At 63.7% G+C, this 13,530-nt stretch carries 13 protein-coding genes and 2 riboswitches; of the genes, 5 read left to right on the top strand and 8 right to left on the bottom strand.

Annotation, left to right across the window (positions count from 1 at the left end; translation table 11 throughout):
* Positions 1 to 8: 8 nt before the first annotated feature.
* Positions 9 to 109, top strand: a riboswitch (glycine riboswitch).
* Positions 110 to 235, top strand: a riboswitch (glycine riboswitch).
* 24 nt (positions 236 to 259) lie between these two features.
* From gcvT to gcvPB, 4 genes are read left to right on the top strand one after another with little or no spacing between them, the layout of a single operon-like run.
* Complete coding sequence (gcvT, locus tag ACZ1JW_RS15060) at positions 260 to 1,441, top strand: glycine cleavage system aminomethyltransferase GcvT (protein WP_465141168.1); 1,182 nt, start codon at positions 260 to 262, stop codon at positions 1,439 to 1,441.
* On the top strand, positions 1,441 to 1,812 hold the full coding sequence (gcvH, locus tag ACZ1JW_RS15065) for a glycine cleavage system protein GcvH (protein ID WP_465125986.1): 372 nt from the start codon (positions 1,441 to 1,443) through the stop codon (positions 1,810 to 1,812). The genes gcvT and gcvH overlap by 1 nt, the downstream gene beginning before the upstream one ends.
* A gap of 4 nt (positions 1,813 to 1,816) precedes the next feature.
* Complete coding sequence (gcvPA, locus tag ACZ1JW_RS15070) at positions 1,817 to 3,175, top strand: aminomethyl-transferring glycine dehydrogenase subunit GcvPA (RefSeq protein WP_465141169.1); 1,359 nt, start codon at positions 1,817 to 1,819, stop codon at positions 3,173 to 3,175.
* A complete protein-coding gene (gcvPB, locus tag ACZ1JW_RS15075) occupies positions 3,172 to 4,728 on the top strand; it encodes an aminomethyl-transferring glycine dehydrogenase subunit GcvPB (protein ID WP_465141170.1) in 1,557 nt (518 codons plus the stop codon). The genes gcvPA and gcvPB overlap by 4 nt, the downstream gene beginning before the upstream one ends.
* A 60-nt stretch (positions 4,729 to 4,788) precedes the next feature.
* Here gcvPB and ACZ1JW_RS15080 read toward each other — a convergent pair whose 3' ends face one another.
* Both ACZ1JW_RS15080 and ACZ1JW_RS15085 read right to left on the bottom strand, forming a co-directional pair.
* Entirely contained in the window at positions 4,789 to 4,920 is a 132-nt protein-coding gene (locus tag ACZ1JW_RS15080) for a hypothetical protein (RefSeq protein ID WP_465125983.1), read from the bottom strand.
* 89 nt (positions 4,921 to 5,009) lie between these two features.
* Positions 5,010 to 5,933 carry a DMT family transporter gene (locus ACZ1JW_RS15085; RefSeq protein ID WP_465141171.1) on the bottom strand — a complete coding sequence of 308 codons (924 nt, stop codon included), beginning with the start codon at positions 5,931 to 5,933 and terminating at the stop codon, positions 5,010 to 5,012.
* Positions 5,934 to 5,994: 61 nt separating this feature from the next.
* Here ACZ1JW_RS15085 and ACZ1JW_RS15090 point away from each other — a divergent pair, with 61 nt between their 5' ends.
* The gene (locus tag ACZ1JW_RS15090) at positions 5,995 to 6,213 is read left to right on the top strand and encodes a hypothetical protein (protein ID WP_465141172.1); all 219 of its coding nucleotides are present in this window, start codon (positions 5,995 to 5,997) and stop codon (positions 6,211 to 6,213) included.
* A gap of 7 nt (positions 6,214 to 6,220) precedes the next feature.
* Here ACZ1JW_RS15090 and ACZ1JW_RS15095 read toward each other — a convergent pair whose 3' ends face one another.
* The 6 genes from ACZ1JW_RS15095 to ACZ1JW_RS15120 form a co-directional block, all read right to left on the bottom strand.
* A complete protein-coding gene (locus tag ACZ1JW_RS15095; protein WP_465125980.1) occupies positions 6,221 to 7,771 on the bottom strand; it encodes a CpaF family protein in 1,551 nt (516 codons plus the stop codon).
* Between the two features lie 113 nt (positions 7,772 to 7,884).
* On the bottom strand, positions 7,885 to 8,706 hold the full coding sequence (locus ACZ1JW_RS15100) for a class I SAM-dependent methyltransferase (RefSeq protein WP_465141173.1): 822 nt from the start codon (positions 8,704 to 8,706) through the stop codon (positions 7,885 to 7,887).
* Positions 8,703 to 9,848, bottom strand: a complete 1,146-nt coding sequence (locus ACZ1JW_RS15105) for a glycosyltransferase (RefSeq protein ID WP_465141174.1) — start codon at positions 9,846 to 9,848, stop codon at positions 8,703 to 8,705. The genes ACZ1JW_RS15100 and ACZ1JW_RS15105 overlap by 4 nt, the downstream gene beginning before the upstream one ends.
* Complete coding sequence (locus tag ACZ1JW_RS15110) at positions 9,845 to 10,744, bottom strand: hypothetical protein (RefSeq protein WP_465141175.1); 900 nt, start codon at positions 10,742 to 10,744, stop codon at positions 9,845 to 9,847. Before ACZ1JW_RS15110 ends, ACZ1JW_RS15105 begins: the two co-directional genes overlap by 4 nt.
* Positions 10,745 to 10,748: 4 nt before the next feature.
* Complete coding sequence (locus ACZ1JW_RS15115) at positions 10,749 to 12,422, bottom strand: ArnT family glycosyltransferase (protein WP_465141176.1); 1,674 nt, start codon at positions 12,420 to 12,422, stop codon at positions 10,749 to 10,751.
* On the bottom strand, positions 12,419 to 13,435 hold the full coding sequence (locus ACZ1JW_RS15120; RefSeq protein WP_465125975.1) for a glycosyltransferase family 2 protein: 1,017 nt from the start codon (positions 13,433 to 13,435) through the stop codon (positions 12,419 to 12,421). The genes ACZ1JW_RS15115 and ACZ1JW_RS15120 overlap by 4 nt, the downstream gene beginning before the upstream one ends.
* Between the last annotated feature and the right edge of the window lie 95 nt (positions 13,436 to 13,530).

Genomic DNA, 13,530 nt, shown 5'->3' on the forward strand with positions numbered 1-13,530 from the left:
GAAGCGTCGCTGATCGCGCGGGAGAGTTCTCTCGATTCGTTCAGGATCGAGAGACGCCGAAGGAGCAACCGCCCCGGAATCTCTCAGGCAAATGGACCGCGTTGGTCGACAGCGACACTCTGGAAAGAGTCACTTCCCGGAAAGGGAAGGGCCGCCGAAGGGGTAACCCCAACCAAACCCGTCTGGAGAGGCGGGCGGGGGAAAGCTCTCAGGTTTCCGTGACAGAGGGGGCGCCGCATGGCGTCTGAACTGCACGGGAATGATATTTGTGAGCGACACATACAATAACTCAGGCGAAATTCACGGAAGTGAAGAAGCGGACAGCGAACCTGCTGGCCCGCTGACCCTGCCGCTCGACCAGTGGCACCGTGCGCGCGGTGGCCGAATGGTCGATTTCGCGGGTTACTGGATGCCGGTCCAGTTCGAAGGGATCATCGCCGAACACCTCTGGACCCGCGAAAGCGCCGGTTTCTTCGACGTTTCGCACATGGGCCAGCTTTACGTTTCGGGCGATGGCGCCGAGGCGGCGCTTGAAGCCGTGCTGCCTATCGACCTTTCGACCCTGCCCGTGGGCGGCGTGCGCTACTCGCTGCTGCTGAACGCAGAGGGCGGCATACTCGATGACCTGATGGTCACGCGCTGGGGCACAGGCTTCTACCTCGTCGTCAATGGCGCGACCAAGTGGGACGATATCGCCCACTTGCGCGAGCATCTCCCTGACGCCGTAACGCTCAACCACCTTGATGACAGCGCCCTGTTTGCCCTGCAGGGTCCGAAGGCGTTCGAAGCACTTGAGCCGCTGGTGACCGGTGAATATTCGCTTGCGGCACTGACCTTCATGCGCGGCGGTCAATTCAAGTTGGGCGGCGTCGATGCCTGGATCAGCCGCTCGGGCTATACTGGCGAAGATGGCTTCGAGATCGCGGTTCCGGCGGAAAACGCGGCCGAACTGGCCGACTTGATTTGCGGACAGGCGCAAGTGAAGCCCATCGGCCTTGGCGCGCGCGACAGCCTGCGGCTTGAGGCCGGGCTGCCGCTTTACGGTCACGACATGACCGAGACGGTCGATCCGGTCAGCGCCGACCTGCTTTTCGGCATCAACAGGCGGCGCCGCAACGAAGGCGGCTTTATCGGCGCGGACAAGGTCCTGCCGCTGATCGCCAGTGGCGCGCCCACGCGCCGCGTCGGCCTCGCCATCGAAGGCCGCATGGCTGCGCGCGAAGGGGCCAAGGTACTGTCGGGCGATGCCGAAGTCGGCTTCGTCACTTCGGGCGGTTTCTCGCCCAGCCTCGAGCGGCCCATCGCCATGGCCTATGTGCCGGTCGATCTCGCTACTCCCGGAACCCCGCTTTCCATCGACGTTCGCGGACGCAAGCTCGCAGCCAGCGTCGTGCCCATGCCTTTCGTCCCCCATCGCTACCATCGCAAAGGAGCCGCCTGATGACCCGCTATTTCACCAAGGACCACGAATGGATCGCGGTCGAGGGCGATGAGGCGACGGTCGGGATCACCGACTATGCCCAGAGCCAGTTGGGCGACATCACCTTCGTCGAGTTGCCGGGCGAAGGCAGCGAAGTCGGCAAGGGCGACAGCGCCTCGGTGGTCGACAGCGTCAAGGCTGCGTCGGACGTCTATGCGCCGGTTTCGGGCAAAGTCACGGTCGCCAATGGCGCGCTGGAAGATCAGCCGGAGCTGGTGAATTCCGACCCCGAGGGTGAGGGCTGGCTGTGGAAGATGACCCTTTCCGACGCCGCCGAACTCGATGGCCTGATGGATGAGGCCTCGTACCAGGCCTACGTCGCGGAGCTCTGATCCCATGCGCTATCTTCCCCTGACCGACGCTGACCGGAGCGCGATGCTCTCGGTCATCGGCGCAGGCTCGATCGACGAACTGTTCGCCGACGTGCCCGCCGAAGCCCGCCTGTCCGCCCCCATTGCGGGGCTGCCGAACCACGCCAGCGAGATGGCTGTAGAGCGCCACATGGCGCGGCTTTCGGCGAACAACACGACCGCCGGATCGGTGCCGTTCTTCCTCGGCGCGGGCGCATATCGCCATCATGTGCCGGCCACGGTCGATCACATGATCCAGCGCGGCGAGTTCCTGACGGCTTACACGCCCTATCAGCCGGAAATCGCACAAGGCACGCTGCAGGTCCTGTTCGAATTCCAGACGCAGGTCGCCCGCCTGTTCGGCACCGACGTGGCCAACGCCTCGCTCTACGACGGCTCGACCGCGTGCTGGGAAGCCATTGCCATGGCGGGCCGCATCACCAAGCGGGGCAAGGCCGTGCTCTCGGGCGGCGTGCATCCGCACTATGTCGAAACCGCGCGGACGATGGCGAAGTTCACCGGTGATGTGCTCGACACCAGCGCTCCGGTTCTGGAAGCCACGCCAGATGACGATGCGCTGATCACGAAGATCGATGCTGATACGTCGTGCGTCGTCGTGCAGTACCCCGACATCCTCGGACGCATTCCCGATCTGGCGAAGATTGCCGCCGCTGCTCAAGGCGCGGGCGCGCTTCTGATTGCGGTGGTGACCGAGCCGGTCGCGCTCGGCGTGTTGCAAAGCCCCGGCAGCCTTGGCGCTGACATCGTCGTGGGCGAGGGCCAGTCGCTCGGCGTCGGTCTCCAGTTCGGCGGACCCTACCTTGGCCTGTTCGGTTGCCGCGAGAAGTATCTGCGCCAGATCCCCGGCCGTCTGTGCGGCGAAACGGTGGACGCCGATGGCAAGCGCGGCTTCGTGCTGACGCTCTCCACCCGCGAACAGCACATCCGCCGCGAGAAGGCGACGAGCAACATCTGCACCAACTCGGGCCTCTGCGCTCTGGCGTTCTCGATCCATATGACGCTGCTTGGCGGATCGGGACTGTCGGACATGGCAAAGTTCAGCCATCTGGCTGCGCGAAAGGCCTCTGCAGCTCTGGCGCAGGTTCCCGGCGTCGAAGTGGTGAACACCCACTACTTCAACGAGTTCGCGATCACCGTGCCCAAGGACGCGCGGCAGGTCGTGCGCGATCTGGCTGACCGTCAGGTGCTGGGCGGCGTCTCGCTCGGGCGGCTCTATCCGCAGGAAGCGACCCTTGCGAAGGGCATGGTCGTCGCCGCCACCGAATGCACGACGGATGAGGACATCGCAGCGCTGGTCTCGGCGCTCAAGGAGGTGCTGGCATGAACGCGATCAATCCCACTGGATGGCGTCCTTCGATGGGCGAGAATGCTCCTGAAAGCGGCATCCGCACGTTCACCGGCAACCGCGCGCTGCAGCTCGAGGAAGCGCTGCTGTTCGAGCTGGGCGATGCCGATCGTTCGGGCGTCGATTTCCCGGAGACCGACGGCATCGACCTTTCGGCGCTTGGCCCCTTGGCTCGCGCAGAACGGCCGAACCTGCCGGGCCTGTCCGAACCGGAAACGGTGCGCCATTACACCCGCCTTTCACGCCAGAACTACGCGATCGACCTCGGCCTGTTTCCGCTGGGTTCCTGCACGATGAAGCACAACCCGCGGCTCGACGAGAAGGTCGCGCGGATGCCCGGTTTCGCCGATGTCCATCCGCTTCAGCCGGTCCAGACAGTTCAGGGTGCGCTGGGCGTGATCAACGAACTCGCGCACTGGCTGATCGAACTCACCGGCATGCACGGCGTGGCGATGACCCCCAAGGCGGGTGCCCACGGCGAGCTCTGCGGCCTGCTCTGCATTCGCGCTGCGCTGGAAGCCAAGGGTGATCCCCGCAACGTGATCCTTGTCCCCGAAAGCGCCCACGGCACCAATCCGGCTACGGCAGCATTCGCCGGGTTCAAGGTCGAGAACATCCCCGCCACGCCTGAAGGCCGTGTCGATACCGCTGCGTTGATCGCGCGGCTCGGACCCGATGTAGCGGGCGTGATGATCACCAACCCCAACACCTGCGGCCTATTCGAGCGCGACCTGAAGATCATCGCCGATGCAGTCCATGGCGTGGGCGGTTATGTCTATTGCGATGGCGCGAACTTCAACGCGATTGTCGGCCGGGTGCGCCCGGGCGATCTTGGCGTCGATGCGATGCACATCAATCTGCACAAGACCTTCTCGACACCGCACGGCGGTGGTGGTCCGGGTTCGGGGCCGGTGGTGCTGTCCGAAGCGCTTTCGCCGTTCGGCCCGCTGCCTTTCACGGCGCGACAGGCCGATGGTTCGATCAAGCTGATCGAGGAAGAGCAGGCGCACGAAGAGCACCCGCAGGCCTTCGGCCGGATGTGTGCTTTCCACGGCCAGATGGGCATGTACACCCGCGCACTCGCCTATATCCTGAGCCACGGCGCGGATGGCTTGCGCCAGGTTTCGGGCGATGCCGTGCTCAACGCCAACTACATCCTGCGCAGCCTAGACGACGTGCTCGATGCACCGTTCGGGGCTTCGGGGCCCTGCATGCACGAGGCGCTGTTCTCGGATGATGGCTTTGCCGAGGGCTTCTCCACCAATGACCTCGCCAAGGGGCTGATCGACGAGGGCTATCACCCGATGACGGTCTATTTCCCACTGGTTGTCCACGGCGCGATGCTGGTCGAGCCGACCGAGACTGAGAGCAAGGCCGGGATTGACCAGTTCGTCGGCGCGATGCGCTCATTGGCAGAACGGGCAAGGGCAGGGGACGAGATGCTCAAATCCGCCCCGCACCTCGCTCCGCGCCGTCGCCTCGACGAGACGCTGGCCGCGCGCAAGCCAAAGCTGGTCTGGAAGGAAGATTGATGTGAAAAGGGCCGCCCCGGTCTCCCGGAGCGGCCCTTTGAACTTTAACGGCACAAGCGATCAGTTGATCGCTTCTTCCGTGGTGTTCGCTGCCGACTTGAGGTCATCGCCCGCACCGCGCACGGTGTTGCAGGCAGTTGCACCCATCAGAAGGCCACCCATCATGGTGGCGAATACGATCTTGCGAAGCATGGCTTTCACCTTTCGAACTGGCCTTTGACGCGGCCTTGCGCGTCATGGACTGGACGAGAGCTAAACGCCGGTCGCCCGAGGCGGTTCCATCACGCGTTCGTAGGGGCAGGTATTGGCGTGCGTGAGCGGACATGCTCGCGCCAGGCGATCAGCAGACTGGCCCCGATAATGATCGGCGCGCCGAGCCATGTGGAGGTTGGCGGCAGGTGGTTGAATATCAGCCATCCCCAGAACGTGGCCCAGGCCAGCTGGATATAATCGACGACCATCACGCTCGCCACGGAGCCATAGCGCAGAGATGCCGTCATTGCGATTTGCGCGAAAAGGCCGGTCAGGCCGATGCCGGCCAGCATCAGCCATCCTGTCGCATCGTGATCGAAGTCGTTGCCGATCAGGCCAAGGGCGAGAACCGGTGCACTCAGCGCAGAGAAGTAGAAGACCACCGTCAGCGGTTCCTCGGTCCGGCCAAGGTCCCGCACCTGGACCGTCACCAGCGCCACCATCATCGCCGCGCCAATGCCGACCGCGACACCGAACGGCGGGAGGTTCGACGTGTCCGGCCCTGCGATTATCAGCACGCCCAGCAGCCCCATCAGCACCGCGCCCCAGCGCCACGGCCCAACCTTCTCCTTCAACATCAAGGCAGAAAGGATCACCGCGAACATTGGCGTGGTGAACCCGAGCACGGTCGCCTCCGCAAGAGGCAGCAAGCGAACAACGCCAAGTGTCAGGAACATGCCCGTCCCGCCAATGAGCGCACGGCGAGCGTGAACCCAGGGCCTTCTCGTTGCCAGACGATGCAACTGGCCTCGTGAGACGAGCCACCCGAAGATGGCGATGGCCGGCAAGGCCTGCCGCCAGAACAGCGTCTCGGGGAGCGGTATGCCGCGTTCTCCCGTCAGCTTCACCAGTAGCAGCATGACCGAGAACAGGACTGTCGCCAGCAGTCGCAGCGCAAGCGCGAACATCGGGCGATCGCGGGATGGCTGGCGCAGGGCGTTGGGTGACGACATGGCAGGGGCCATAGGCCAAAGGGCCTTGCGATCAACCCCTTCGTTCGCCATCTCGCCCGTGATGGAAGACTGGTTTGATCATATCTGGCAATTTCACGCGAGCGCCGGGGGCATTGCGCTGGCTATTGCGCTCTCGTCCGTCTGGGCAGAGCGTCGCCGGATGAGGCGGATCAATCTGGACGCGGTCGGCTTCATGCCCTGGACGGGGATCTACCTCGTCGCGTTCGTTGCTGCCTGCGTCTTTCTGGGTCTGGCCGCGAGAGAGTGGTTCGCGGCCTGATCCAGCATCAGAGGCAGGCTTCCAGGTAGGCCTGGTCGAAGCCGAACTGGCGCGCTTTTTCGAGCGTATAGGGACGCAGGCCCGAGGGGCGGAACTCGCCGATGATCTTGCCTTCTTCGGTCTCGTCCAGATACTCGAACTTGAACAGTTCCTGTGTCACGATCACGTCGCCTTCCATCCCGATCACCTCGGTGATGTTGGTCGTGCGGCGCGAACCGTCGCGCAGGCGCTTGACCTGCACGATGATGTCGACCGATTCCGCGATCTGGCGGCTGATTGCTTCCTTCGGTATCTTGATGTCGCCCATCAGGATCATGTTTTCCATACGGCCAAGGCATTCACGCGGGCTGTTGGCGTGAAGCGTGCACATCGAGCCGTCGTGGCCGGTGTTCATCGCCGCGAGAAGGTCGAAGCACTCCGCGCCACGAATTTCGCCAAGGATGATGCGGTCAGGACGCATACGCAGAGCGTTCTTCACAAGGTCGCCGATGGTGATCGCACCCTGACCTTCAAGGTTCGGCGGACGCGTTTCCAGCGGCAGCCAGTGCGGCTGTTGCAGGCGAAGTTCGGCAGCGTCTTCGATCGTCAGCACGCGCTCGCCCGGATCGATCATCTTCGACAGGGCGTTTAGCATGGTCGTCTTGCCCGAACCGGTACCGCCCGAGATGACGATGTTCATACGGCAGGCGCCGGCGATCTTGAGCGCGGTGCACATCTTGTCCGACATCGAACCGAAATCGCGCAGCATGTCGAGCGTGATCGGCTTTTCGGAGAACTTACGAATCGAGATCGCGGTGCCGCGCAACGAAAGCGGCGGCACGATCACGTTGACGCGGCTGCCGTCCTTGAGGCGGGCGTCGGCCAGCGGCGTGGTCTGGTCAACACGGCGGCCGACCTGGTTGACGATGCGCTGGGCAATCTGGAACAGGTGGCTTTCGTCGCGGAAGCGGATCGGGGCGAGCTGGAGCTTGCCCTTCTTTTCGATGTAGGTCTGCTCCGGGCCGTTGACCATGATGTCCGACACATCCGGGTCGTTGAGCAACTCTTCCAGCGGCCCGAAGCCGAGCAGTTCGTCGATCAGCACCTTTTCCAGCGCAAACTGCTCGCGCCGGTTCAGCGTGACCTTCAGTTCGGCCAGCACTTCAAGGATGATCGGACGGAATTCTTCCGAAAGCTCGTCCTTGGTCAGCGTTGCCGCTGCCTCGGGATCGACGCGTTCGAGCAGACGCGGCAGCACCTGTTCCTTGATCTTGTGGACCGAAGCTTCGAAGCCCTCTGCCTGATAGTTGCCTTCGTTCACGCCGTTGGCGCGGTCGGCCAGACGGGTGAGGGCGTCAGCCTTCAGGGACGCGGCATTAACCGGAGCATCGACCGGATCGAGCGGCGGAAGCGGCGGGAACTGGTCCCCGCCCATCGGCATCGGCATGGGCACGGCAGCGGGCGCCGTCGGCACGGGCGCGGCCGCCTCGCCGCTGCGCATGGGCCGGGCCACACCGAACGAGGGACGCCCCCCGCCGCTGCTGCCTGCAATACCGTTCTTTCGCCCGAAAGCGCTCATTCGCCGTATCCCGTCAGCTTCCGGATCACGATGCAACCGGTCTGGTCAGCAATCCGTCTTCAGAGATGGTGAATAGCCCTGAAACTTTGAGGATTTCCTAATGCCGAAAGACTTCAGGGCTTTCGGGCAACAATGATGTACCCGTCGCCGAGATCGGTACGCAGAAACAGCTTCTGCACCAGGCATGCCAGCGACATGGCCGCACGGCCAATCAGCGATCGCTGGATCCCGAATAGCCTGACATGTGTCGAGCGGTCTGTTCCGCTTGCCGCAGTCGCCCCGGCGGTGTCATTTGCGCCACCGGCAAAATCCTGCCCTTTCACGCTCAGATTGCCGAGCCAGTGGGTCAGATTGGACAGCGGGAAGCCGTAGCATTCGACCCGTTCGATCCGCAGTCCGGCCTGCTCGACCAGATCGGTGAAATCCTTGCGATCATACCGGCGGAAATGTCCCGCCCAGGCGTCGCGCGGGCTCCACATCTTGCGATGCCCGGGAACCGACAGGATCGCAGCGGCGCCTGGCTTGAGCCAGCTCACCCAATGGGAAAGCGCCGAGGCATCGTCTTCGATGTGTTCGAGCACGTCGAACGACATCAGCAGGTCGAACTGCCTGTCCCAGGTGCTCGCCGCGTTGGCGCGCACGGAAACACTGTCGTTTCCTGCCGTCATTTCGGACGCGATGGCCAGCGCCTGGACGGAAGTTTCAATCCCGGTGCAATCGTGGCCTCGTCGTACCATGTCGCAAAGCAGCGAACCTGCGCCACAGCCGACTTCCACCAGCTTGCCGGGGCGCAGCCGCGCCGCCAGCGCAAGAATGCGGTCGCGTCGCAGGACAAAGCGCGGCGCAGGCACCCAACGCCCCGGCAGGTACGCTCCATATTGCCTGTCGAAGTCTGCCGTGACTGGCGAAGCGGTCAGGGTGGCTTGAACGGTCATAGCGTCTCCGTTGCGCTGATAAGTTGCTGACGGACGAGGGCGACATCGGCAAGCGGCAAGTCTTCAAGTGCCGCAGAAATGCGTCGATGACCATCATCAGAACGCAGGGCTTCGGCCAGCGCTTCTATTCCTTCGGCAAGGTCATCCGCATCGCCGGGACGGACGAGCCGGACGGCGTCGCCCGGTTCCACGATCTCACGGATCGCCGGACTGTCCATGGTGACGAGCGGCCGACCGACCGCGAGGATCTGAAAGACCTTGTTGGGTATGACCCGCGCAGCCTTGCCGCCGCTGGCAAAGACGCCAAGGCAGATGTCTGACGAGGCGATCAGGGCGGGGAGCCTCGCGTAATCGACCCACTGGATGCGTTCGACATTGGCCAGGTTCAGCGCGCTCAGCTTCGCGTCGATGCGAGCCGCCTCCTGCCCCGTCCCTACGATGGTGAAGTGCAGATCACGCGTCTTGCTGGAGCTTTCCAGTTTCGCGATGGCGGCGATGATCGTGTCCAATCCGTGCAGTGGAATGAACTGGCCATAGAACAGGACGTGTACCGGCCCGGCAGTCCGGGGTGGCCCGGCCCTCTGAAACGTTTCGTCTTCCACCCCGACCCAGACGGAGCGGACCTTGTGCCGTGCAAGGCCGAAGATTTCCGCGACATGCCTTGCGTGCTCCGACGTATCGAGCAGGACAAGGTCGGCAGCGCGCGTGGCAAGCCATTCGACCGCATGGATCATTCTGGCGATGGGACCGCGCCGGGACACCATGGCCCGATCCACGACGATCGTGTCATAAGCAGAGATGAACATGTCCCAGCAGATGCGGCTTCCGCGCAGCTTGGCGAAAGGCCAGAGGATCAGGACATCCAGCAGGCCGGGGTAGGGCACCAGCACCACTTCATGCTTGGGCGCACGCAGATAGCTTGCGATCAGGGCCGGATAGGCAACCAGAAGTGTCAGCAGGATCGAGAGCCAGCGCGAAGCTCCGCCAATCTGGCTCTTGTCCTCGATGCCTTCCCACACCTTGCGATGACCGACGGTAAGCCCAGGTTGCAGCTCGGCCAGAACGGCGAGCAGCATGCGCACCCGCGGCTTGCCGGTGTCGAAGGTTCCCCAGACGAGAAAGCGCTCTGTTTGTTCGCTCACGGCCTTGCGCCATGCCTGCCAGAAATTGCCATGTTGGCAAGGGCATAGAGCCCGCTCGAAGCGAGGGCGACGAGCCGGTCAATGCCTACTGCCAGAAATGCGGCCGCTGGTGCCACGGCTACGGTGCTGGCAACGCCTGCAGCCAGCAGCTCGCTGATGCCGAGACCCGCAGGGGCAATCGAAGCAGCCGACCCCGCAACGTTCGCAAGGGCAAAGGGCAGGGCATCGGCCATCGGCAGCGCCTGTCCGAGGACCAGAAACGCAAGATGCAGTCTGGCGCCGACGAAGAACATGCCGGCGACGCGGTGGCCGAGCGTCAGCAGTGCGTTTCTCCATCCGGCGCGGGCAACCAGCCAGCCAGTCGCAAGACCGCTTCCACAAAATCCGATGACCGAAAGCGGAAGGGCGGCCGGATGCCCGTGACCGTACAGCGCAAGCCCGCAGCCCAGGCAGGCGATCGCGATCCACAGGACTGCCGAGAGCACAACGAGGATCGAACTCGTCTTCAGCCCTGCACCCGATGCAACAAGCGCGCCGGTGCGTACGATCGCGCCGCCGGGCAGTGGCAGTGCCTCGGCAAGGTTGGCGTATGTCGACAGGGTCACCGCGCGCGGAAGCGTCATTGCTGTCCCGACCGAACGGGACATCAGGAAGAGACCGACGCCACTGTAGAGGAGCGTGATCGGGCCGGTGGCCATGAGCAACGCCAGTGGGATCAGTCGCAAGTTGTCCGGCGTGACATCGAGTTGCCGGAACGAATACCATCCACCAAACACGAAGAGCAGCGCGGCAGCCACGAGCAACGGGCCGTAGAAGGCACGCATTCCCGCCTGGGCGCGAGCCCGCAGGCGCGTGATGCGGTCAACCGCATTGCCTGATGTGATGGCCGTGTTCATCGGATCAGAATGACGTAAAGTAGGGTTCGGTGGGTGCAGGCTGTGCAGGCTGGTGCAACGCACGGCCCCAGGTCAGCGTTGTCGAGGCAGCGGTTGCATGGACCGTGTGCTTCCCGCGCGCGAGGTCGAGAATCTGTCCGCTGCGGTACTCGGTGCCATCCACCACCACGCTGCCACCGGCGCTTACGGTATAGGGGCCCGGAACCCGAACCGTGATGGTGCCGGGCTGCTCCGACTTCGCGATGTCAAACCCCGCGATCCAGTACGGCCCCCAGAAGTGGCGATAGGTCTGCCGCAGCATCGCAAGATCGGCGGGCAGGAAATCCGCAACCGGGCCGTCAGTTTCGAATGCATCGGCGAACATCTTGTCGTCGTTCACCACCAGCGGCACGACGCGCTCGCGCTGGATCTGTTCGAGGCTTGGCAGTTCGCCACGCAGGTAGCGCTCCGTGCCCCACGGGGTCATGAAGCCGTTCGCCTTGGAGAATTGCCCCAGCATGGCGCAGCTGTCGAAGTAGCTGACGGGCTTGCCGAAGATCTGGTTCGCGGCCGCAACGAGCTGGCGCTGCTTGTCGAGCGTGCCGAATTCTTCGCGAGCCATAGTCATTGCCGCACCTGCAACGAGGCAAATGGCCAGAAACAGTGTGCCGTAGCGACGCGTCACCAGCGGAATGATCGCGCTGGCCGATGCAGCCACAGGGGCAAGCATGAACACGTGATAGTAAGGTGCGGTGTTATGATAAAATCCGAGCGTGGTGAGGGGGAACCAGAGCCCGGCAAGCGCGATCCTTTCAGCTGCTGGACGGTCCCGGCGCAGCAATGCGAAAGGAACGGCCAGCACCAGCAACGTCGTTGCCGGCGCCAGGACCGCGCCCTTGAGATTGTGCCGCCAATAAGGGTGGCTGGTCAGGCTGAACATTTTCTCCGCCGAGGCACCGACTATGTCCTTCGCCCCGCGGCCACTCGCTTCGACAATCCCCTGGGCATGGATCGAATAGGCGATCGCGAAAGTCAGTCCGGCCGCAACGACCATGGCAGCAACCGCCTTGAGGTAGGCACGGTCACGACCGCCTTCGGCCCAGCGCAGCCAGAAAATGCCCGCAAAGGCCGGGGCATAGAGCACGGCCTTGATCGTGATCAGGCCGGCAAATCCCCCCATCACGCCCGCGAGCACGAGCCAGCGCGGGTTCGGCGGAGAACAGGTCAGCACCCAGAGGCTGGCCATCAGCAGTGCCGTCGCCTGAGGATCGAACCGGAACGACGTGCCATGCTGCAGCACGTATCCGGCTGCCAGATAGGTCAGGGCGCAAAGCAGCCCGGTGGTCCGATCACTGAACCGGGTCGCTATGGCGCTGATACACGCCAGCGTCGCCAGTTCGCAGCCGAGCATGAACAGGCGGATCAGGATGACATGGTCGACAGCGTTGCCCGACAGGCCAGGCACCCACATGAAGGCGCGGGTAAAGAATGTCTGCAATGGTTGATCGAGTTGGCCCTGCGCCGCCAGAACGGTCAGGCTGTAGTGCCAGAACTCATCCCAGTTCACCGCGCGGTACAGCACCAGCGGGAACTGCAGGGCCAGGACCACAAGCAAGGCACCAAACGCGATGAGTTGCGAGCGGTCGCCGGGCTGCCGGAATGCCCTGGACTCGACGCCAGTTGAGGCAACGGAGGTCATGCCGCTTCCTTGCTGGAGATGTCCTTTTCGTTCCAGCCGGCGCTCGGTGGGGTGCGGTCCTTGAGCGTGGCTATATCCTGTTCAAGCCTGCGGATATGCCCCAATGCTGCCTCGAGGAGTTTGCGGTTTGCCCCGATGAGTTCGGCCAGCACGCCCAAGAGTCCGGTGAGAGTTCCGAGTACGATCAGTGCGCCGCCGAGGACCAGCGATTGCACGTGTCCGGCCCCGTCACCGATGGCCCAGAGGACCAGAAAGCGCAGCACCGGGAGCATGCCGATCAGAGCTATCCCCCCGCCGATCAACGCAAAAGTGCGCAGCGGGTTGTAGGTCGCATAAGCGCGGCCCATCGTCATGAGCTGACGCGCGATGAACTGCGGGATCGACTTGAACAGGCGTGAAGGGCGCTCGGTCGCGTTGGTGCGGATTGGTACGCTGACGATCTTGAACCGCTTGCGGCCTGCCTGGATCAGCATGTCGGTGGTATAGCTGAACTCGGTGGTGATGGTGATGCGCTGTGCGGCGGACCGGCTTATTGCACGGAATCCGCTGACCGCGTCGGTCACTTCGGTACCGGAAAGGTTGCGCACGACCGCACTGCCAAGCCGCTGCAGCAGGCGCTTGAGTGGGCCGAAATGCTCGTTCCGGCCAACGCCCCGGTCGCCGATGACGAGGTCTGCCTCGTTGGCGACGATAGGCGCGACCAGCTTGGCGATGTCCTCGCCTGCGTATTGCCCGTCGGCATCGGTGTTGACGATGATGTCGGCACCGGCGGCCAGCGCGGCATCAAGGCCGCTCTGGTAGGCTGCGGCAAGGCCACGATTGCGGCGATGGCGCACGACGTGGTGCGCGCCGAAGCGGCGGGCGACGTCTGCGGTGCCATCTGTACTGCCGTCGTCGATGATCAGGATTTCGATCTGGTCGATCCCGGGAATGCGTCGGGGCAAGGCGACAAGAGTATCCGGCAGACTGTCAGCCTCATTGAGGCAGGGAATCTGGATGATCAGCTTGGTCATGTGGCCCCGTTTCCGTCCTTGCGCAAAAGGGCCCCCGGTGCCCCGCAAGTCCGTATTCGTAGGGGCACATGGTTAACTCCCGGTAAAGTGATGCA

The sequence above is a fragment of the Novosphingobium sp. BL-A-28-Hi1-0D genome, from assembly GCF_055521755.1.